Genomic DNA, 19,971 nt, shown 5'->3' with positions numbered 1-19,971 from the left:
CCCCGTGACACCCGCAGCCGCTCCGGACGACCCGCGCACCGAGCGTGCGGACGTGGCCGGGGCCCACCGCATCGTGGTCAAGATCGGTTCGTCCTCGCTCACTTCGGACTCCGGACGCCTCGACCCCGCCCGGCCTGCGGCCCTCGTCGAGGTCCTGGCCGGGCTGCACCGGAAGGGCAAGAGCGTCGTCCTGGTGTCCTCCGGCGCCGTCGCGGCCGGACTCGCCCCGCTGGGCCTGACCACGCGGCCCACGGAGCTCTCCGAGCAGCAGGCGGCGGCCAGCGTCGGCCAGGGGCTGCTCATGGGCACGTACGGATCGGAGTTCGGCCGGTACGGCATCCAGGTGGGTCAGGTCCTCCTCACGGCCGGGGACGTCACCCGCCGCGACCATTACCACAACGCCCGGCGCACCCTGAAGAAGCTCATGCTGTTGGGGATCGTGCCGGTCGTCAACGAGAACGACGTCGTCGCCACCCACGAGGTCCGCTTCGGGGACAACGACCGGCTGGCGGCGCTGGTGGCCGAGTTGATCGGAGCGGACCTGCTCGTCCTGCTCTCCGATGTGGAGGCGCTGTACGACGGGGACCCGCTGGCCCCCGGGACCAGACCGATCGCCGAGATCCGCGGACCCGCCGACCTCGCCGGGATCGGCACGGGCACCCCGGGACGCTCGGGAGTCGGTACGGGCGGCATGGGGGCCAAGGTCCAGGCGGCGATGACCGCCGCGAGCGCCGGGATCCCCGTGGTGCTGGCCGCCGCGGGACAGGCTGCGCGGGCGCTGGCGGGCGCGGGGACCGGCACGTACTTCCACGCCGCCCGCCAGCGGCCCGCCGAGCAGCTGTTCTGGCTCGCCCACGCCACGGCGCCGCAGGGCCGGCTCGTCCTCGACGCGGACGCGGTGCGGGACGTGCGGGAGCACGGCGGGCCCGTGCTGTGGACCGGAGTCACCGCCGTCGAGGGGCAGTTCGCCGCGGGTGACCCGGTGGACCTCGCCGACGGCGCGGGCCGGCCCGTGGCGCGCGGCCTCGCCCGGCTGGCGTCCGGCGATCTGATCCGGCTGCTCGCCGGGTTCCCCGTACCGCAGGACGGGCCCGCGGCCGTGGCGTATCCCGAGGTCGTCGGTGCGCAGGACGTGGCCCTGTTCGCGCCGCACGCGTACGCGGGGACGGGTACGGGGTGAGCCGGGCCGGCGGCCCCTTCTTCTCTTCGTCACTTCCACCACGAGGGAGCAAGTCATGACGTGCAAGGTCGCCGTGCTCGGCGCGGGCAAGATGGGCGAGGCACTCCTCGGCGGCCTGCTGCGCTCCGGCTGGCCGGCCCCGGCGCTCGGGGTGACCTGCCGGCGCAAGCGGCGGGCGGCCGAGATCGAGGCCCGACACGGGGTCGCGCCGATGGGCAACACGGAGGCCGCCGCCTGGGCCGATGTGCTGATCCTGGCCGTGAAGCCGCAGGACATGGGCGCGCTGCTGGCGGAGATCACCCCCGCGATGGCCTCCGGGACCCTGCTCATCAGCGTGGCGGCCGGGCTCACCACGGCGTTCTTCGAGGAGCGGGTCCCGGCCGGCGTCGCGGTGGTGCGGGCCATGCCCAACACGGCGGTGCTGGTCGACGAGGGGATGACCGTGCTCTCCGGCGGCAGCCACGCCTCGCAGCAGCACGTGGAGCAGGCCGCGGAGCTGTTCCGCGGGGTCGGCCACACCCTCACCGTGCCGGAGTCCCAGCAGGACGCCGCGACCGCCCTGTCGGGCTCGGGACCGGCCTACTTCTACTTCCTCGTCGAGGCGATGACCGACGCGGGCGTCCTGCTGGGACTTCCGAGGGACAAGGCGCACGAGCTCGTCGTCCGCAGCTCCGTGGGCGCCTCGGTCATGCTGCGCGACTCCGGCACGCACCCGGTCGAGCTGCGCGCGGCGGTCACCTCCCCGGCGGGGACCACCATCAGCGCGGTGCGGGAGCTGGAACGGCACGGCGTACGGGCCGCCCTGATGGCGGCCCTGGAGGCCGCCCGCGATCGCAGCAGCGAGCTGGCGGCCTCGTACGCGTGACCGTACGCGCGAGCCGATCCGGCGTCAGGACGGGAGCCAGGTCCGCCAGGTGGCCTCGTTCTCCTTCACCCAGCGGGCGGCCGCCTCCTGCGGCGCCAGCTTCTCTTCCGCGATCATCAGGGAGACGTCGTTCTGCATGTCGGTCGTCCACCGGAACTTCTTCAGGAAGGCGGCGGCCTCGCCCCCGCCGTCCGCGAAGCGGGCGTTGAGGAACTTCTTCAGCGGCGTGTGCGGGTACGCGCAGGCCACCTTCTCCGTGTCGGCGTCACAGCCCTCCTGGTGCTCGGGCAGCTTTACCTCCGTCATCGGGACCCTCTCGAACAGCCACTGGGGCTTGTACCAGTAGCTCAGGAACGGCTTCTTCTCCTTGGCGAACTGCTTGATCTGCGTGATCTGCGCCGCCTCCGAGCCCGCGAAGACGACCTGGTAGTCCAGGCCCAGGTTCTTCACGAGCGCCTTGTCGTTCGTCACGTAGGAGGGGGAGCCGTCCATCAGCTGGCCCTTGCCGCCGCTCTCCGCCGTACGGAAGTCGTTCGCGTACTTGTTCAGGTTCTTCCAGTCGGTGACGTCCGGGTGCTGCTCGGCGAAGTACGTCGGCACGAACCAGCCGATGTGGCCGGTCACCCCGAGCTCGCCGCCCGGCTTGATCGTCGCCTTGTCGTCGACGTACCGCTTCTCCTGGTCGGGGTGGCCCCAGTCCTCCAGGATGGCGTCCACCCGGCCCTGGCTGAGCGCGTCCCAGGCGGGCACCTCGTCGATCTGGACGGTGTCCACCCGGTAGCCGAGTTCGTGCTCCAGCAGGTACTGGGCGACGGCCACGTTGGCCTGTGCGCCCACCCACGACTGCACGGACAGCGTCACCGTGCGGGAGCCCTTCGCGTCGGCGTACGGGGAGGCCTGGCGGGTCATGTCGGCGGCGCCGCAGCCCGTGAGGGCCGTCACGGTGACGGCGGCCGCTGCCGCGAGTGCGGCGAGGCGTGTGCGAGCCATGTCAGGCCCCCTTTCCGGCGGGGTCGCGGCGTTCCGTGGGCTGGGTGACGCGGTCGAGCATCAGGCCGAGGCAGACGATCGCGGCGCCCGCGACCAGACCGGTCGCCAGGTTGCCCTGGGCGAGTCCGAAGACCGCGTCGTAGCCGAGCGCACCGCCGCCCACGAGGCCGCCGATGACGACCACGGCGAGGACCAGCACCACGCCCTGGTTGACGGCCAGCAGCAGCGCGGGCCGGGCCAGCGGCAGCTGGACCTGGAGCAGTTGCTGGCGCCCGGTCGCGCCCAGCGAGCGCGAGGACTCCAGGGCGGCCGGGTTCACCGCGCGCACGCCCTGGGCCGTGATCCGTACCACCGCGGGCAGCGCGTAGATCACGGCGGCCGCGACCGCGGGGGCGCGGCCCACGCCGAACAGGGCGACCACGGGGATGAGGTACACGAACTGCGGCATGGTCTGGAAGACGTCGAGGACCGGGCGCAGGGCGCGGCCCAGGCGGGCGCTGCGGGCCGCGGCCACGCCGAGCGCGAAGCCGAGCAGCAGGGTCACGGCGACGGCGGCCAGCACCTGGGACAGCGTGTCGAGCGCCGGCTCCCAGACTCCGAGCACGCCGATCGCGGCCATGGCGAGGACGGCGGTCACGGCGGTGCGCCAGGTGCCGATGAGCAGGGCGAGGGCGCCCACGGTCAGCAGGACGGCCCACCAGGGCAGCCACTGCAGTCCGTCGCGCAGGGGGTTGAGGACCCACGTGGTGAACCGGGCCGCCCAGTCGGCGGTGCCGCCGACGACGGGCACTCCGGAGTAGAGGTGTGCGGTCATCCAGTCGACCGCACGGTTGACGGGTTCGGCGGTGTCCACCGTCCACCCGTCGGGCCACGAGAGCCGGTCGGCGAGGCGCCCGGCGACGGCGACGGCGACGGTCACCGCGAACGCGAGGGCCCAGCCGAGCCGGGACCGGGCGGCCGGTGCCTCACCGAGCCGCTCCCCGGCGGCGGCGGTGACCCGGTCCAGGACGACGGCCAGCAGCACGATCGGCACACCGGCGGCGAGCGCGGCGCCGACGTCGACGGAGGCCAGCGCCTGGTAGACGCGGTCGCCGAGGCCGCCCGCGCCGATGACGGACGCGATCACGGCCATGCCGAGCGCCATCATGATCGACTGGTTGACGCCGAGCAGCAGTTCCTTGCGGGCCAGCGGCAGCCGGGCCGTCAGCAGCCGCTGGCGGCCGGTGGCACCGAGAGAGGTGGCGGCCTCCACGACGCCGGCGTCGGCGCCGCGCAGTCCGAGCGCGGTCAGGCGCGCCATGGGCGGGGCGGCGTAGACGACGGTCGCGAGGACGGCGGCGGGCACGCCGATGCCGAAGACCAGCACGACGGGCAGGAGGTACGCGAAGGCAGGCAGCACCTGCATGGTGTCCAGGACCGGCCGCAGGATGCGGTGCATGCGGTCCGACAGGCCGGCGGCCAGCCCGAGGAGGCCTCCGAACAGTACGGACGCGGCGACGGCGACCACCATCAGGGCGAGCGTCTGCATGGTCGGCACCCACATGCCCAGCAGTCCGCACACGGCGAACGCGGCGACGGAGGTCAGCGCCAGGCGGACGCCGGCGACGCGCCAGGCCACCAGCCCGGCGGCGGCGGTGACGCCGGCCCAGCCGAGGGCGAGCAGCAGCAGGTACACCGCGCGGACGGACACGACGACGGCGTTGCTGACGTGGCCGAGGAAGTAGAGGAACAGCGGGTGGCCGTCGCGGTTGTCGACGATCCAGTCGCCGACGCGCTCCAGCGGTCCGGAGAGGTCGACGCCGAGGGCGGCCGGCCAGCTGCCGCCGCCCAGGAGCACGGAGCCGAGGACGAGGCCGAGGACCGCGCCCGCGCCGATCAGCCGGCCGCGGTGGCGCGCGAGGGTGCGCAGGCCTGCGGGGCGTGCGTCGCCGGCGGTGACGGAGCCCGTGGTGGCGGGGGTGGCGGTGGCGGTCATCGGCCCCACCGTCCCTCGGACGCGGCGGCGCTCGCGGCGCCCGGCGGCGGCCAGGTCGTATGGGCGTACATCAGGCCACCGCCTTCCGGGCCGCGGCCGGTACCCCGGCGACGACACCGAGGAGTCCGGCGTGGTCGACCACGCCGAGGCAGCGGCCGTCCTCGACGACCCGGGCGTTCTCGCCCGTACGGGCGACGGCCTCGATGGCCTCGTGGACGGTGGCCCCGGGGTCGAGGGCGGGACCGCTCTCGCGCTCGTCGGCGAGCGCCGGGCGCATCGCCGAGCGGACGGTGAGCACCTGCTCGCGCGGCACGTCCCGGACGAAGTCCCTGACGTAGTCGTCGGCGGGGGCGCCCACGATCTCCTCCGGCGTGCCCAGCTGCACGATCCGGCCGTCGCGCATCAGCGCGATCCGGTCGCCGAGCTTCAGGGCCTCGCTCAGGTCGTGCGTGATGAAGACCATCGTGCGCCCCTCCTCCCGGTGCAGGCGTACGACCTCCTCTTGCATGTCCCGGCGGATCAGCGGGTCCAGCGCGCTGAACGGCTCGTCGAAGAGCAGGACCTCGGGGTCCACGGCGAGGGCGCGGGCGAGGCCCACGCGCTGCTGCTGGCCGCCGGACAACTGGCCAGGTCTGCGCTGCTCCAAGCCGTCCAGGCCGACCTTGGCGACGAACTCGGCCGCTCGTTCGCGCCGTTCGCCGCGTCCCACGCCCTGGATCTCCAGTCCGTACGCGATGTTGTCGAGCACCGTGCGGTGCGGCAGCAGCCCGAAGTGCTGGAACACCATGGCCGCCCGGTGCCGGCGCAGCTCGCGGAGCCGGCCGGTGTCCATGGAGAGCACGTCCTCCCCGTCGATGGAGATCGTGCCCGAGGTCGGCTCGATGAGCCGGGTCAGACAGCGGACGAGCGTGGACTTGCCCGAGCCCGACAGGCCCATGACGACGAAGACCTCGCCCTTGTGGACGTCGAAGGAGACGTCCCGGACGGCGGCCGTGCAGCCGGTGCGCTCGCGCAGCTCGGCGGCGCCGAGGGCGCCGAGCTCCGGGTCGGCGGGCACCCGGTCGGCCTTCGGACCGAAGACCTTCCACAGGTCGCGCACGGAGAAGACGGACTGCCCGGGGGCGGTGGGGGTGTGCGGAGCGTTCATCGGGTGGTACCTCCCAGCAGGTCGGCGCATTTCTCGCCGACCATGAGGACGCCGATCATCGGGTTCACGGCAGTCATGGTGGGGAACACGGACGCGTCGGCGATCCGGATGCCGTCGAGGCCCCGGATCCGCAGGTCGGGCGCGACGACGGCGAGTTCGTCGTCGGCGGCGCCCATCCGGCAGGTGCCGGCGGGGTGGTAGACGGTGTGCGCGACGTGGCGCGCGTACGCGCTGAGCTCCTCGTCGGAGGTCACCTCGGGCCCGGGGCACACCTCGCGCTTCAGCCATCCGGCCAGCGGCTCGCTCTCGGCGATCTTCCGGGCGATGCGGATGCCGTCGACGAGGGTCCGGCCGTCGTAGTCGTCCTCGTCGGTGAAGTACCGGAAGTCGAGGGCGGGCTTGTCCCCGGGATCGGCGCTCGTCAGGTAGAGCCGGCCGCGGCTGCGCGGCTTGGGGATGTTCGGGGTCATCGACACGCCGTGCTCGGGCCGTTCGTAGCCCAGGCGCTCGGGATTGTCGGTGAAGGGGATCTGGTAGAAGTGGAACATCAGGTCCGGGCCCTCGGAGGCCGGGTCCCGGCGGACGAACAGCCCGGCGTCGGAGTCCATCGCGGAGTTCTCCGGGATCGGTCCGTGGGTCTCCCACACGATGACCGACTCGGGGTGGTCGAGCAGGTTCTCCCCGACGCCCGGCAGGTCGTGCACGACGGGGATGCCCAGCTTCTCCAGGTCGGCGCGCGGGCCGATGCCCGAGTGCAGCAGCAGGCGCGGGGTGTCCACGGCCCCGGCGCACACCAGCACCTCGCGCCGGGCGTGCACGACGTGCTCCGCGCCCTCCTTGGTGCGGATGTGCACGCCGGTGGCGCGGGTGCCCTCCAGCTCCAGCCGGTACGCCCAGGTCTCCAGGGCGATGTGCAGGTTCGGCCGGTCCAGGAACGGGTGCAGGTAGGCGACGGAGGCGGAGGACCGCTTGTTGTCCTCCGGGTGGTAGGCGAGGTCGAAGAAGCCGGCGCCCTCGTGGAAGGGGCTCTTGTTGAAGCCCTCGACGCGCGGAACGCCGAGCGCGTTCTGCGCCGCGTCGACGAAGTCCCGGGCGATCGCGTTCCGGTCCGCCTGGTCCACGGGGACGATGTTGTTGCGCAGCCGGGCGAAGTACGGGTCCATGGCCGCCGCGTCCCACCCCTCGGCGCCGGCCTCCGCCCACTCGTCCCAGTCGGAGGGGAGCGGCTTGAAGGCGATGAGGGTGTTGTGCGAGGAACAGCCGCCCAGCACCCGCGCACGGCTGTGCCGGATGTACGAGTTGCCCCGGGGCTGCTCGGTGGTGGGGTAGTCGTAGTCCAGTTCACCGCCGAGCAGGCCCATCCAGCGGCGCAGGGTGAGGACGTCGTCGCGGCCGACGTCGCTGGGGCCGCCCTCGATGACGGCGACGCTGACGTCCGGGTCCTCGGTCAGCCGGGAGGCGATCACGGAGCCGGCGGTCCCGCCGCCGACGACGACGTAGTCGTACAGGTACTGGTCGTTCATGCCTGGTCCTTCTGCGCCTCGCCCGCGAACCAGCGCACGGGGCGCGGGGCGAGGTTCTGGTAGATGTGCTTGGCCTCGCGGTACTCGCCGAGGCCGCCGGGGCCCAGTTCGCGGCCGATGCCGGACTTTCCGAAGCCGCCCCACTCCGCCTGCGGCAGGTAGGGGTGGAAGTCGTTGATCCAGACGGTGCCGTGGCGCAGCGCGGCCGCGACCCGCCGGGCCCGCTCGCCGTCGGAGGTCCACACCGCTCCGGCGAGGCCGAACTCGGTGTCGTTGGCGAGGGCGACGGCCTCTTCCTCGGTCCGGAAGGTCTCCACGGTGAGGACCGGGCCGAAGACCTCCTCGCGGACGACGCGCATGCCGCGGTGGCAGCGGTCCAGGACCGTGGGCCGGAAGAAGTACCCGGGTCCGGCCGGCTTCTCGCCGCCCGCGCGCAGGACGGCGCCCTCGGCGAGGGCGGAGGCCACGTACTCCTCGGTGCGCGCGAGCTGGGCGGCGGAGACCAGCGGTCCGCATTCGACGCCCTCGTCGGTGCCGCGCCCCAGCCGGATCAGCTGGGCGCGGCGGGCGAGCTCGGCGACGAACCGGTCGCGCAGCGGCTCCTCGATGATGAGGCGGGATCCGGCGGAACAGACCTGGCCGCTGTGGATGAAGGCGGCGTTGAGTGCCTGGTCGACGGCGGTGTCGAACGCCTCGGGCGTGGAACAGGCGTCGGCGAAGACGACGTTGGGGTTCTTGCCGCCCAGTTCGAGGGCGACCTTCTTCACGCTGTCGGCAGCCGCCTTGGCCACCTTCGTGCCGCTGACGAGACCGCCCGTGAAGGAGATGAGGTCGACGTCGGGGTGTTCGGCGAGCCGGGCGCCGACCGTGCCGCCGGGGCCGGTGACGATGTTGGCGGCGCCGAGCGGCAGTCCGGCCTCCAGGAGCAGCTCGATCAGCGCGACGGTGGTCAGCGGGGTGATCTCGCTGGGCTTGATCACGAACGTGTTGCCGGCGGCGAGGGCGGGCGCGATCTTCCAGCTGGCCTGGAGCAGCGGGTAGTTCCACGGCGTGATCAGGGCGCAGACCCCGACCGGCTCGTGCACGACGACGCTGTGGATCTCGTCCGAGCCGGCGTCGACGACGCGTCCGCCGCTCTCGTCGGCCACGAGGTCCGCGAAGTAGAGGAAGGCGTCGCGGACGCAGTCGACGTCGACGCGGCCCTCCTCCAGCGTCTTGCCCGCGTCCTGGCTCTCCAGGGCGCCGATCCGCTCGCGGTCGCGCTCCAGCAGGGCGGCGACCCGGCGCAGCAGGGCAGCCCGCTCGGCGACCGGCGTACGCGGCCAGGCGCCGGCGTCGAACGCGGCGCGGGCAGCGGCCACTGCTTCGTCGGTGTCCTGGACGCCGCCCTCGGCGACGACCGCGAAGGCGGTCGCGTCGACGGGATCGATGATCTCGCGCGTGGCGCCGGAGAGGGCTGCGCGCCACTCTCCGCCCACATGAATGCTCTGCTGTGCTGCGGTCACGTTGCGTATTGCCTTTCGTCCTCTGATTCCCCCTGCCGGTGGCACCGACACGAACCGCCCGGTTGCCCCGGGACCCGAGATCCATGCGCAATGCTTTGCGGAGAGTGTTCTTGTTCACGCTCGAAGGCAGGGCAAATACGGACATGTAGCGCGGGTTGCACGGGCCGGGGTACAGAGGGGCCACGGCCATGGCGGCCCGTCACACAGAGTGGCGGCGGCCGTGCCCGGCGAACCGGGCCCCGGCACAACGCTCCGCGCCTTCCCGGGGGCGATCAGGCCCGGTCGGGGAATGCGGCGAGCGGCTCCACGAGTTCGGCCGTCTTCTCGAAGAGGACCGCGCGGCCGTTCTCCGGTCGGCATCGGCCGTGGGCGCGATCGCCCGTCACGCGGGGGCGGGGTAGACCCGGGACTGCTTCACGCTGCCGAAGGCGAAGCTGGACTCGATCGACGCGATGCCGGGGATGGCGTGGATGCGGTTCCGCACGAGGGATTCGTACGCCTCCAGGCTCTCGATGACCACGCGGAGCAGGTAGTCGCTGCTTCCGGCCATGAGATAGCAGTCCTGGATGTGCTCGATGAGCGCGACGTGCCCCTCGAAGACGCCGACCGCCTCCTTCGTGTGGCGGTCCAGGCGGATCCGCACGAACACCGTGATCGGCAGGCCGAAGGCGACCTGGTCGACCATGGCCGTGTAGCCGCGGATCAGACCGGCCTCCTCCAGGCGCCGCACCCGGCGCAGGCAGGGCGACGGGGACAGCCGGACCCGGTCGGCGAGGTCCTGGTTGGAGAGCCGCCCATCGGCCTGCAACTCGCGGATGATCTGGAGATCGACTGCGTCCATCACCCCTCCTCGGCTCCTGTTTGGCAGATCCTGCCCCAAACGTATGTCTGAGCGGCAGAACTGGCAATCGGCTGCCCCGTCGAAAGACCTAGCGTTGCTCCTTGGCCGGATCCGGCCCCCGAGGCTGGAGGAGCCCCTTGGTCACCACGAATGCCGGACCCGCAACGGCACTGCCCCCCGCGGCCCGCCCACGGCTCTCGGCCCGGACGAAGGGCACCCTGGCGCTGGTCGTGACCGTGCTCATCTGGGCCGCCTTCGCGCTCAGCGCCCGGGCGCTGAGCTCCTCCTCCCTGCTCCCCGCCGACGCGGCCCTGCTGCGCTTCGGCGTCCCGCTGCTCGCCCTGGCTCCCGCGCTGTGGCGGCGGCGCCGGCGGATCGCCGCCGTCCGCCCGGCCACCGCGCTCAAGATCGCCTGCGGAGCAGGGGTGCCGTTCTTCCTGGCCGCGATGTACGGCGGCTCCCTGACCTCGGCGGCCTTCGTCGGCTCCATCGTCCCGGGGATGGTCCCGCTGTTCGTCTCCGCCCTGATGGTCGCCGCGGGCAAGGGTCTGCCCCGGGGCACGCAGGCGGGCGGACTGGCGCTGATCGCGGCCGGCGTGGTCGCCCTGGTCTGGCGCTACGTCGTCCCGCTGAACACGCAGGTGCTGGCCGGCGCCGGGATCCTGCTCCTCGCGAGCGGGCTGTGGGCCCTGTACACCGTCGGGCTGAAGGAAGTGGACCTCGATCCGGTCGGATCGATCGGCCTGCTGTGCCTGCCCTCGTTCGCGGTGATGGCGCTCCTGGTCCTGACCGGGGTACTGCCCACCGGCCTGGCCTCGGCCGCCGGGAGCGACATCGCCCTGTTCCTGGTGGTGCAGGGGCTGGGGGTCGGCCTGTGCGCCGGCCTGCTGTACGCCTACGCCATCCGCAGCCTCGGCGCCGAGCGCAGCTCCACCGGGGGCAGCCTGAGCCCGGTCGCGGTGGTCCTGCTCGCCATCCCCCTGCTGGGCGAGTCGCCGACCGCGGCCGTGCTCGTCGGCGTCCCCCTGATCACCGCGGGCGTGGCCCTCGCCAACCGGCGCCCCCGCACCCCAACCGCAGCCCTCTCCCTTCCCCGCACCCAGTCCGAGGTTCCCGACCATGCTTGAGCTGCTCCTCCCGCCGCCCGTCGACCCGCTGTGGGACCTCACCGAGGCGTACGGCGCCGACGCCCGGCCCGAGCGCCTGAACCTCGTGCTCGGCGTCTACCGCGACCAGACCGGGGGCACCCCGGTCATGGCGGCCGTGCGCGAGGCCGAGATACGGCTTGCGGAGCGCTCCGCCTCCAAGGAGTACCGGGGGCTGTCCGGCAACACGGCCTTCAACCGGGCGATGCTGTCGCTGGTCCTGGGCTCCGGCGGCGCGGCCGAGCGGGCCGTGGCCGTCCAGACCGTCGCGGGCAGCGGCGCGCTGCGGCTGCTGGCCGACCTGATCTGCCGGACCCGGCCGGGCACGACGGTGTGGATCAGCGACCCCGCGTACGTCAACCACCGGCCCATCCTGGAGGCCGCCGGGCTGACCGTGCGGACGTACGGCTGGCTCGACGGCGAGGGCCGCTTCGACACGGCGGGCATGCTGCGCGACCTCGGGCGGGCGCGGCGCGACGACGTCGTCCTGCTCCAGGGGTGCTGCCACAACCCGACCGGCGTCGACCCGACGGCGCAGGCCTGGGAGGCGATGGCCGAACTCGCCGCGGAGCACGGCTGGGTGCCGTTCGTGGACCTCGCGTACCACGGGCTCGGCGACGGGCTGGAGGCGGATCTGGCCGCCACCCGCATGCTGGCGGAGCGGGTTCCCGAGATGCTAGTCGCCATCAGCTGTTCGAAGAACTTCGGGCTGTACAGCGACCGGACCGGCTGCGCCGTCGTCCTCGGCGCCTCGCGGCAGTCCCTGCGGCACGTGGAGACGGCCCTGCAGAACGCGGCCCGCACCCTCTACTCGATGCCGCCGGAGCACGGGGCCGCCGTGGTGACGGCGATCCTCGAAGACGACGGGCTGCGGGCCCTGTGGCGCGCCGAGCTGGATGGCATGCGGGCCCGGATCGAGGACAACCGCCGCGGGCTGACCGCTGAGCTGACCGCCCTCGGATGGCACGCCCAGGCCGACGTGCTGGCGCGGCAGAAGGGGATGTTCTCGATGCTGCCGCTCACCGCGCGCCAGATGCTGCGGCTGCGCAGCCGGTTCGCCATCTACGGGACGACGGCCGGACGGATCAACATCGCGGGGATCCCCGCGCATCGGATCCCCTGCCTCGCCCAGGGCGTCGCGGCGGTGCTCGACGAGGGGACCGAGTAGCACCGCCGGGCCCTCCCCCGGCCCGGCCCGGCCAAACACCTGACATCGCATCAGGTCATCCGTCCCGGACCCTTGACTCTGTTACCGCCGGTAGCCATTCTCGTGACACTGCCTGCGCGGGACATGACAATCAGCCGGCTCCCTCAGACGGTCTGCGTCCTCGACCGCGCCATCCGCCGACCGATGACGTGAGTGATGACCATGACCCGAGTCCCGCACCGAAGGCGCAGGCCCCTCGCGCTGCTCGCCCTTCTCCTGGCCATGGTGGCCATGGCCCTCGGCCCCGCGCCCGGCGCGGCCGCCGAGGGCGATGCCGGCTGGTGGAACCCCACCGCGCGGCCCGCGCCCGACTCCCAGATCAACGTCACGGGCGAGCCGTTCAAGGGCACCGACGCCAAGGGACAGGTCCGGGGCTTCGTCGACGCCCACGACCACATCATGTCCAACGAGGGCTTCGGCGGCCGGCTCATCTGCGGCAAGGCCTTCTCCGACCAGGGCGTGGCCGACGCCCTCAAGGACTGCCCCGAGCACTACCCCGACGGCTCCCTCGCGATCTTCGACTTCATCACCAAGGGCGGGGACGGCAAGCACGACCCCAACGGCTGGCCGACGTTCAAGGACTGGCCCGCCCACGACTCGCTGACCCACCAGCAGAACTACTACGCCTGGATCGAGCGCGCCTGGCGCGGCGGCCAGCGCGTCCTCGTCAACGACCTCGTCACCAACGGGGTGATCTGCTCGGTCTACTTCTTCAAGGACCGCAGCTGCGACGAGATGACCGCCATCCGCCTGGAGGCGCAGAAGACCTACGACATGCAGGCCTTCATCGACAAGATGTACGGCGGCCCGGGCAAGGGCTGGTTCCGGATCGTCACCGACTCCGCGCAGGCCCGCGACGTCATCCAGCAGGGCAAGCTGGCCGTGGTGCTCGGCGTCGAGACCTCCGAGCCGTTCGGCTGCAAGCAGATCCTGGACGTCTCCCAGTGCAGCAAGCAGGACATCGACCGCGGCCTCGACGAGCTGTACCGCCTCGGCGTGCGCAGCATGTTCCTCTGCCACAAGTTCGACAACGCCCTGTGCGGGGTCCGCTTCGACGAGGGTGCGCTGGGAACGGCGATCAACGTCGGACAGTTCCTGTCCACCGGCACCTTCTGGAAGACCGAGCAGTGCACCGGCCCGCAGCACGACAACCCGATCGGCCTGGCGCCCGCACCAGGGGCGCAGAAGGAGCTGCCGGCCGGGGTGGCGGTCCCCTCGTACGCGGCCGACGCGCAGTGCAATTCCCGCGGTCTCACCGACCTCGGTGAGTACGCCGTGCGCGGCATGATGAAACGCAAGATGATGCTCGAAGTCGACCACATGAGCGTCAAGGCGGCGGGCCGGGCCTTCGACATCCTCGAATCCGAGTCCTACCCCGGCGTGATCTCCTCGCACAGCTGGATGGACCTGGGCTGGACCGAACGCCTCTACAAGCTGGGCGGGTTCGCCGCGCAGTACATGAACGGCGCCGAGGGCTTCAGCGCGGAGGCCGCGCGCACCGACGCGCTGCGCGACAAGTACAACGTGGGTTACGGGTACGGCACCGACATGAACGGGGTCGGCGGCTGGCCGGGTCCGCGCGGCGCCGACACCCCGAACCCGGTGAAGTACCCCTTCCGCAGCACCGACGGCGGCTCCGTCATCGACAAGCAGACCACGGGGCAGCGCACCTGGGACCTCAACACCGACGGCGCCGCGCACTACGGTCTGGTCCCCGACTGGATCGAGGACATCCGGCTCGTCGGCGGACAGGGCGTCGTGGACGACCTCTTCAAGGGCGCCGAGTCCTACCTGCACACCTGGGGGGCGTCCGAGCAGCACAAGGCGGGCGTCAACCTCGCCGCGAACGCTCCCGCCGCGGCCAGCTCCGCGGAGTGGAACCCGTTCGTCAGCTACGCGCCCGGCAAGGCCGTCGACGGTGACAAGGGCTCCCGCTGGGCGAGCGACTGGAGCGACGACCAGTGGCTGCGCATCGACCTCGGCTCCCCCGCGACCGTCAAGCGCGTCACCCTCGACTGGGAGCGCGCGTACGGCAAGTCGTACCGGATCGAGGTCTCGGCGGACGACGTGAACTGGCAGACCGTGTGGTCCACGACCACCGGTGACGGCGGCCTGGACACGGCGCAGTTCGCCGGCGTCCCGGCCCGGTACGTACGCGTCCACGGCGTGGGTCGCGGCACGCAGTGGGGCTACTCCCTGCACGAAGTCGGCGTCTACAGCAGCTGACGGCCCGCAGCGGCTCCCGCAGGCCGGGGCCGGGAGGATCGGCTCGCCCGATCCCTCCGGCCCCGGCCTCGGCCGTACCTCCCCCGCACGAAGGGAACCGATTCCGCATGGCACGGATGCCGCTGGCGCAGCGGCGCAGGCAGCTCACCGAGGCCGCGATCCGCGCGATGGCCCGCGACGGGGTCCCCAGGACGACGACCCGGTCGATCGCCGCCGAGGCGGGCGTGTCGCTGAGCGTCTTCCACTACTGCTTCGATTCCAAGCAGGCGCTGCTCGAATCGGTCATCGAGACGATCACCGAGCACTATCTGACCGTGGTAGAAGAGGCGATCCGGCCGCGCACCACCCTCCGCGAGACCGTGCGGGCCGGCTTCCAGGCCTACTGGGACCACGTGCGGACCCACCCCGCCGAGCACATGCTCACGTACGAACTCACCCAGTACGCCCTGCGCGAGCCCGGGTTCGAGCACCTGGCGCGGCGCCAGCACGAGCTGTACTGCGCGACCTACGCGGAGCTGCTCGAAGAGGTCTGTCTCCGCACGGAGAGCGGACTGCGCGTCCCCGTCCCCGTGCTGGCCCGCTATCTGGCGGCCATGACGGACGGGCTGACCCTGAACTTCCTCGTGCTCGGCGACACGGCCGCGGCGGCGGCGATCCTCGACATGGTGTCCGACCACGTGGCCGGTCTCGTCCACGAAGCGCCGCTGCGGACGCCTCCGGGCCCGGTGCACCCCTGAGGTCCGGGCTCACCCGAGGACCGGATGGGCCTCCGGGTGGGCGTCCCACCAGGCGCGGTGGAAGGGGTTGTTGTCCACGTTGGCCAGGTACGCGCCGGCCGCCGCGCGGTAGAGGGAGTCCGCCTGTCCGGCGGAGACCGCCGAGCGGTTCCAGGCCAGCCGGATGCGGCCCGTGATCGGGGTGCCGAGCAGCGGGCGCATCACCGTGCCCTCCACCGCGGGGGCCGTGGGCTGGGTCAGGGAGATGGCGCGGCCGGCAGCCACCAGGTCGTGGCGCATCTGGCGGTCGGTGATCCGGTGGCGCAGGGAGGGGGCGAAGCCGGCCTTCGCGCAGGCCTCGACCAGTGCCTCGGGGCCGCCGTCGTCGTCCTCGACCAGGGTCATCCACTGCTCGCCGGCCAGCTCGGCGAGGTCGAGGACCTCCCGTCCCGCCAGCGGATGCCCCGTGGACATCCGGATGCAGAAGGGCTCCTTGGGCACCAGGGTCCGCGCCAGGGCGCCCTGGGGCAGCGCGACCTCGTGGTCGTTGACCTCGCCGTAGACGATGACGTCGTACCGTCCCGCGCCGAGCATCCGTACGAGCGCGGTCACGGAGTGCTCCACGTCCACGGTGATCTCCCGCCCGGACAGGACGAGGTCCGTCCGGGCGAGCAGTCCGTCGATGAGGACGAGCAGGATGCAGCCGAGCCGCAGGGGCGCGTCGGTCGCCATCGCGCGGCTCTCGGCGCCGAGGCTCTCCATCTCGGTGAGCACGCGGCGCGCCTTGGTCAGCACGAACTGGCCCAGCGGGGTGGGCTCGACGCCGCTGCGGCCGCGGACGAAGAGCTCGCCGCCCGTGACCCTCTCGATCCTGCGCAGCTGGGCCGAGAGCGCGGGCTGGGAGACGCCCAGCCGCCGGGCCGCACCCCCCAGACTGCCTGACTCCGCTATCTGGCACACGGCTTGCAGATGCCTCAACTCCAGCTGCATCCGGGCAGCTTACGCAGCGTGACCCCACGACACCATAACGCGGACCTTATGGGCGCAGGGATGTCCCAATCTCGCCATGTCCACGCCCATACTCGGCGCCAACACCCACCCGCATTACCCCCCACACACGATCGGAGTGGACTCTTGCAGCCCACCAGATGGATGGCCTCCGTGGCGGCCCTGGCGCTGACGGCGGGCCTCGCCGGCACGCTGGCCACCGCCGCGTCCGCCGCACCACAGGCCCAGCCGCCCGCGCCCTCCCCGCAGGCCAGGTCCGCCGAGCGCGCGGTCGCCGCCGCCGACGCGGCGGTCCGCAGCGGCCTCGACACCCTGGTCAACTCGGCCCAGCAGCAGTACGACCGGCGCCTGGTCACCCCCTGGGTGCAGGACCTGTACTCCGTCTCCTACGAGCGCAGCTACCGCGGCCTGCCGGTCGTCGGCGGCGACGCGGTCGTCCTCGCCGACGGCGAGGGGCGGGTACGCGCCGTCCAGTCGGCCTCCGCCACCGCGATCGACGTGGCGACCACCCCCTCCGTCAGCGCGAAGGCGGCGGAGACGGTCTCGCGCGCGGAGCTGGCCAAGGTCGACAAGGTGCTCGACAGCCGGCTCGTCGTCAAGATCAAGGACGACAAGCAGGTGCTCGCCTGGGAGACCGTCCTCTCCGGCAGCACCAAAACGGCGCCCAGCAAGCTGCACGTCTTCGTGGACGCCCGGACCGGCAAGGTCGTCGACCGCCACGACGAGGTCGTCGCCGGCAGCGGCACCAGCAAGTGGAACGGCCCGAACCCGCTCAGCATCGACACCACGGCCTCGGGCGGTTCGTACTCGCTGCGCGACCCGAACCGGCCCGGTCTGAGCTGCGCCGACTACGGCAACGGCAGCGTGTTCACGAAGTCCTCGGACTCCTGGGGCACGGGCAACGCGACGTCCAAGGAAACCGGCTGCACGGACCTGATGTTCGCCGCGCAGAAGCAGTGGGACATGCTGGGCCAGTGGCTGGGCCGCAACGGCGTCAGCGGCAACGGCCGCAGCTTCCCCGGCAAGGTGGGCCTCGGCGACCTGAACGCGTACTGGGACGGCAGCTCGGTCACCATCGGGCACAACAGCGCCAACGAGTGGATCGCCGGGATCGACGTGGTGGGCCACGAGTACGGGCACGCCATCGACTCCAACACCCCCGGCGGCACCAGCGGCCAGGAGTCCGGGCTCGGCGAGGGCACCGGCGACATCTTCGGCGCGCTGACCGAGGCCTACGCCAACGAGCCGGCCCCGTACGACACCCCCGACTACACCGTCGGCGAGATGATCAACCTGACGGGCAGCGGTCCGATCCGTAACATGTACAACCCGTCGGCCGTCGACAACGACCCGAACTGCTACAGCTCCGCGATACCCGGCACCGAGGTGCACGCGGCCGCGGGTCCCCTGAACCACTGGTTCTACCTGCTGGCCGAGGGCAGCAACCCGGGCGGCGGCAAGCCCACCAGCCCCACCTGCAACCAGTCCACGGTCACCGGCGTGGGCGTGCAGACCGCCGGCAAGATCTTCTACGGCGGCATGCTGCTGAAGACCAGCAGCATGTCCTACAAGAAGTACCGGACGGCGACCCTCAGCTCCGCCAAGTCCCTCGACCCGGCCACCTGCAACCTGTTCACCCGGACCAAGGCCGCCTGGGACGCGATCAGCGTGCCCGCCCAGTCCGGCGACCCGACCTGTACCCCGAGCGGGCAGAACGACGACTTCTCGATGGCGCTGAACCCCTCCGCGGGCACCGTCCAGCAGGGCGCTTCGGTCACGACGTCCGTGACCACCAGCACCACCACCGGCCAGGCGCAGCAGGTGACCCTCACGGCCACCAATCTGCCGTCCGGGGTGAGCGCCTCCTTCAACCCGGCCACCGTGCAGTCCGGCCAGTCCTCGACGCTGACCCTGTCCGCCACGGCCAACGCGGCGCCCGGGGCCTCCACGATCACGGTCAAGGGCCAGGGCCCGAGCCTCGCGCACACCGTCGACTACGCGCTGAACGTCGGCAGCACCCAGCCCGGAAGCGACCCGCCGAACATCAACGTGGCGAACGTGCAGGCGCACTTGACCCAGCTGAACACGATCGCCTCGCAGAACGGCGGCAACCGCCGGGCGGGCAGCGCCGGTTACACCCAGTCCGTCGCGTACATCAAGGGCAAGCTGCAGGCGGCCGGCTTCACCGTCACCGAGCAGAGCTGCACCTCCTGCACGTACCCGTCCAACAACCTGATCGCGGACTGGCCGGGCGGGCCCGCCGACCAGACCGTCATGTTCGGCGCCCACCTCGACAGCGTCTCGGCGGGCCCGGGCATCAACGACAACGGCTCGGGCTCCGCGACCCTGCTGGAGAACGCCCTCGTCCTCGCGCAGAAGAACCCCACCCTGACCAAGCACGTGCGCTTCGCCTGGTGGACCGACGAGGAGCAGGGCCTGAACGGCTCGGAGTTCTACGTGGGCCGGCTCAGCAGCGCCGAGAAGAGCGCCATCAAGGGCTACTACAACTTCGACATGGTCGGCTCGCCCAACGGCGGCTACTTCATCAACAACCTCAACTCGACCACGGCCGCGCCGCTGAAGGCGTACTGGGCCTCGCTGAACCTCGCCCCCGAAGAGAACACCGAGGGCCAGGGCCGCAGTGACGACTACTCCTTCCAGCAGGGCGGCATCCCCACCTCCGGCTACGCCGCCGGCGCCAGCGCCCGCAAGACCTCGGCGCAGGCCACGAAGTGGGGCGGCACCGCGAACGCGGCGTACGACTCCTGCTACCACAGCTCCTGTGACACGACGAACAACATCAACGCGACGGTGCTGGACCGCAGCGCCGACGGCGTCGCCTACGCGATCTGGAAGCAGGCCGTCGGCGGCGACACCCCGGCGCAGGACTTCTCGATCAACACCTCCCCGTCCGCCGGCTCCGCCGCTCCGGGCACCAGTGTCACCTCCACGGTGAACACCACCACCGTGAGCGGGAGCCCGCAGACGCTCGCCCTGTCGGTCTCCGGCGCCCCGTCCGGGGTGACCGCGACGCTCAGCCCGGCCTCCGTGCAGTCCGGCGGCTCCTCGACGCTCACCGTGCAGGTCGGCGCGACCACCACGGCGGGCACGTACACCCTGACCGTCACCGGCACCGGCACGGTCGCCCACAGCACCACCTACACCCTGACCGTCGGCGGCGGGGGTACCTGCACCCCGAAGCAGGTCGTGGTCAACGGCGGCTTCGAGAGCGGCAGCAGCCCGTGGACCGCCACCGCCGGGGTCGTCACCAACCAGTCCGGCCAGGTCTCGCACAGCGGCTCGTACATGGCGTGGCTGACCGGGTACGGCACCTCCCACACCGACAGCGCCTCGCAGTCGCTGGCACTCCCGGCCGGCTGTGCCACGGCCCGGCTCTCCTTCTACCTCCACATCGACACCGACGAGGACGAGAGCGTGGTCTACGACCGGTTCACCGTCTCGGTGGGCGGCCAGACCCTGGAGACCCTGTCCAACGTGGACGCGGCCCCGGGCTACGTGCTCAAGAGCTACGACGTGTCCCGGTTCGCCGGCCAGACCGTCACCCTGAAGTTCCAGGGCGTGGAGGACCAGTCCCTCCAGACCTCCTTCGTCGTGGACGACGTCACCCTCCAGGCGAGCTGAC

14 protein-coding genes are annotated in these 19,971 nt (G+C 72.2%); 7 read left to right on the top strand and 7 right to left on the bottom strand.

From position 1 onward, the window contains the following. Nucleotides 1-4 precede the first annotated feature (4 nt). Nucleotides 5-1,180, top strand: coding sequence for a glutamate 5-kinase (gene proB / locus AB0M92_RS19470; protein WP_366103443.1), 1,176 nt, complete (start codon nucleotides 5-7; stop codon nucleotides 1,178-1,180). 55 nt (nucleotides 1,181-1,235) lie between these two features. Next, nucleotides 1,236-2,045, top strand: coding sequence for a pyrroline-5-carboxylate reductase (gene proC / locus AB0M92_RS19465; RefSeq protein WP_366103442.1), 810 nt, complete (start codon nucleotides 1,236-1,238; stop codon nucleotides 2,043-2,045). Nucleotides 2,046-2,069: 24 nt separating this feature from the next. On the opposite strand, the gene AB0M92_RS19460 is transcribed toward proC, so the two are convergent. The 6 genes from AB0M92_RS19460 to AB0M92_RS19435 form a co-directional block, all read right to left on the bottom strand. Next, a complete protein-coding gene (locus AB0M92_RS19460; RefSeq protein WP_366103441.1) occupies nucleotides 2,070-3,035 on the bottom strand; it encodes an ABC transporter substrate-binding protein in 966 nt (321 codons plus the stop codon). Nucleotide 3,036: 1 nt separating this feature from the next. Then, a complete protein-coding gene (locus AB0M92_RS19455) occupies nucleotides 3,037-5,010 on the bottom strand; it encodes an ABC transporter permease subunit (protein ID WP_366103440.1) in 1,974 nt (657 codons plus the stop codon). Nucleotides 5,011-5,080: 70 nt separating this feature from the next. After that, entirely contained in the window at nucleotides 5,081-6,157 is a 1,077-nt protein-coding gene (locus AB0M92_RS19450; RefSeq protein ID WP_366103439.1) for a glycine betaine/L-proline ABC transporter ATP-binding protein, read from the bottom strand. Then, nucleotides 6,154-7,680, bottom strand: coding sequence for a GMC oxidoreductase (locus tag AB0M92_RS19445; protein WP_366103438.1), 1,527 nt, complete (start codon nucleotides 7,678-7,680; stop codon nucleotides 6,154-6,156). Before AB0M92_RS19445 ends, AB0M92_RS19450 begins: the two co-directional genes overlap by 4 nt. After that, nucleotides 7,677-9,185 carry an aldehyde dehydrogenase family protein gene (locus tag AB0M92_RS19440; RefSeq protein WP_366103437.1) on the bottom strand — a complete coding sequence of 503 codons (1,509 nt, stop codon included), beginning with the start codon at nucleotides 9,183-9,185 and terminating at the stop codon, nucleotides 7,677-7,679. The genes AB0M92_RS19445 and AB0M92_RS19440 overlap by 4 nt, the downstream gene beginning before the upstream one ends. Before the next feature lie 382 nt (nucleotides 9,186-9,567). Then, the gene (locus AB0M92_RS19435) at nucleotides 9,568-10,026 is read right to left on the bottom strand and encodes an Lrp/AsnC family transcriptional regulator (RefSeq protein ID WP_366103436.1); all 459 of its coding nucleotides are present in this window, start codon (nucleotides 10,024-10,026) and stop codon (nucleotides 9,568-9,570) included. 137 nt (nucleotides 10,027-10,163) lie between these two features. Here AB0M92_RS19435 and AB0M92_RS19430 point away from each other — a divergent pair, with 137 nt between their 5' ends. The 4 genes from AB0M92_RS19430 (at nucleotide 10,164) to AB0M92_RS19415 (ending at nucleotide 15,341) form a co-directional block, all read left to right on the top strand. Further along, nucleotides 10,164-11,153 carry a DMT family transporter gene (locus AB0M92_RS19430; RefSeq protein WP_366103435.1) on the top strand — a complete coding sequence of 330 codons (990 nt, stop codon included), beginning with the start codon at nucleotides 10,164-10,166 and terminating at the stop codon, nucleotides 11,151-11,153. Next, the gene (locus tag AB0M92_RS19425) at nucleotides 11,146-12,339 is read left to right on the top strand and encodes an aromatic amino acid transaminase (protein WP_366103434.1); all 1,194 of its coding nucleotides are present in this window, start codon (nucleotides 11,146-11,148) and stop codon (nucleotides 12,337-12,339) included. The genes AB0M92_RS19430 and AB0M92_RS19425 overlap by 8 nt, the downstream gene beginning before the upstream one ends. Before the next feature lie 201 nt (nucleotides 12,340-12,540). Then, the gene (locus AB0M92_RS19420; RefSeq protein ID WP_366103466.1) at nucleotides 12,541-14,604 is read left to right on the top strand and encodes a discoidin domain-containing protein; all 2,064 of its coding nucleotides are present in this window, start codon (nucleotides 12,541-12,543) and stop codon (nucleotides 14,602-14,604) included. Between the two features lie 107 nt (nucleotides 14,605-14,711). Beyond that, nucleotides 14,712-15,341 (top strand): TetR/AcrR family transcriptional regulator, encoded by a 630-nt coding sequence (locus AB0M92_RS19415; protein WP_366103433.1) that lies wholly within the window; start codon nucleotides 14,712-14,714, stop codon nucleotides 15,339-15,341. A gap of 9 nt (nucleotides 15,342-15,350) precedes the next feature. On the opposite strand, the gene AB0M92_RS19410 is transcribed toward AB0M92_RS19415, so the two are convergent. Beyond that, nucleotides 15,351-16,310, bottom strand: a complete 960-nt coding sequence (locus AB0M92_RS19410; RefSeq protein WP_366103432.1) for a LysR family transcriptional regulator — start codon at nucleotides 16,308-16,310, stop codon at nucleotides 15,351-15,353. A 162-nt stretch (nucleotides 16,311-16,472) separates the two neighbouring features. On the opposite strand from AB0M92_RS19410, the gene AB0M92_RS19405 reads away from it, so the two are divergent. Further along, nucleotides 16,473-19,970, top strand: coding sequence for a M28 family peptidase (locus tag AB0M92_RS19405; protein ID WP_366103465.1), 3,498 nt, complete (start codon nucleotides 16,473-16,475; stop codon nucleotides 19,968-19,970). The last annotated feature ends 1 nt before the right edge of the window (nucleotide 19,971 follow it).

It is taken from the genome of Streptomyces sp. NPDC051582, from assembly GCF_040681715.1.
In the GTDB taxonomy this organism is placed as follows: Bacteria; Actinomycetota; Actinomycetes; order Streptomycetales; family Streptomycetaceae; genus Streptomyces.
The sequence above is the reverse complement of the archived record's forward strand: the minus strand, read 5'-3'. Positions and strand labels throughout refer to the sequence as shown.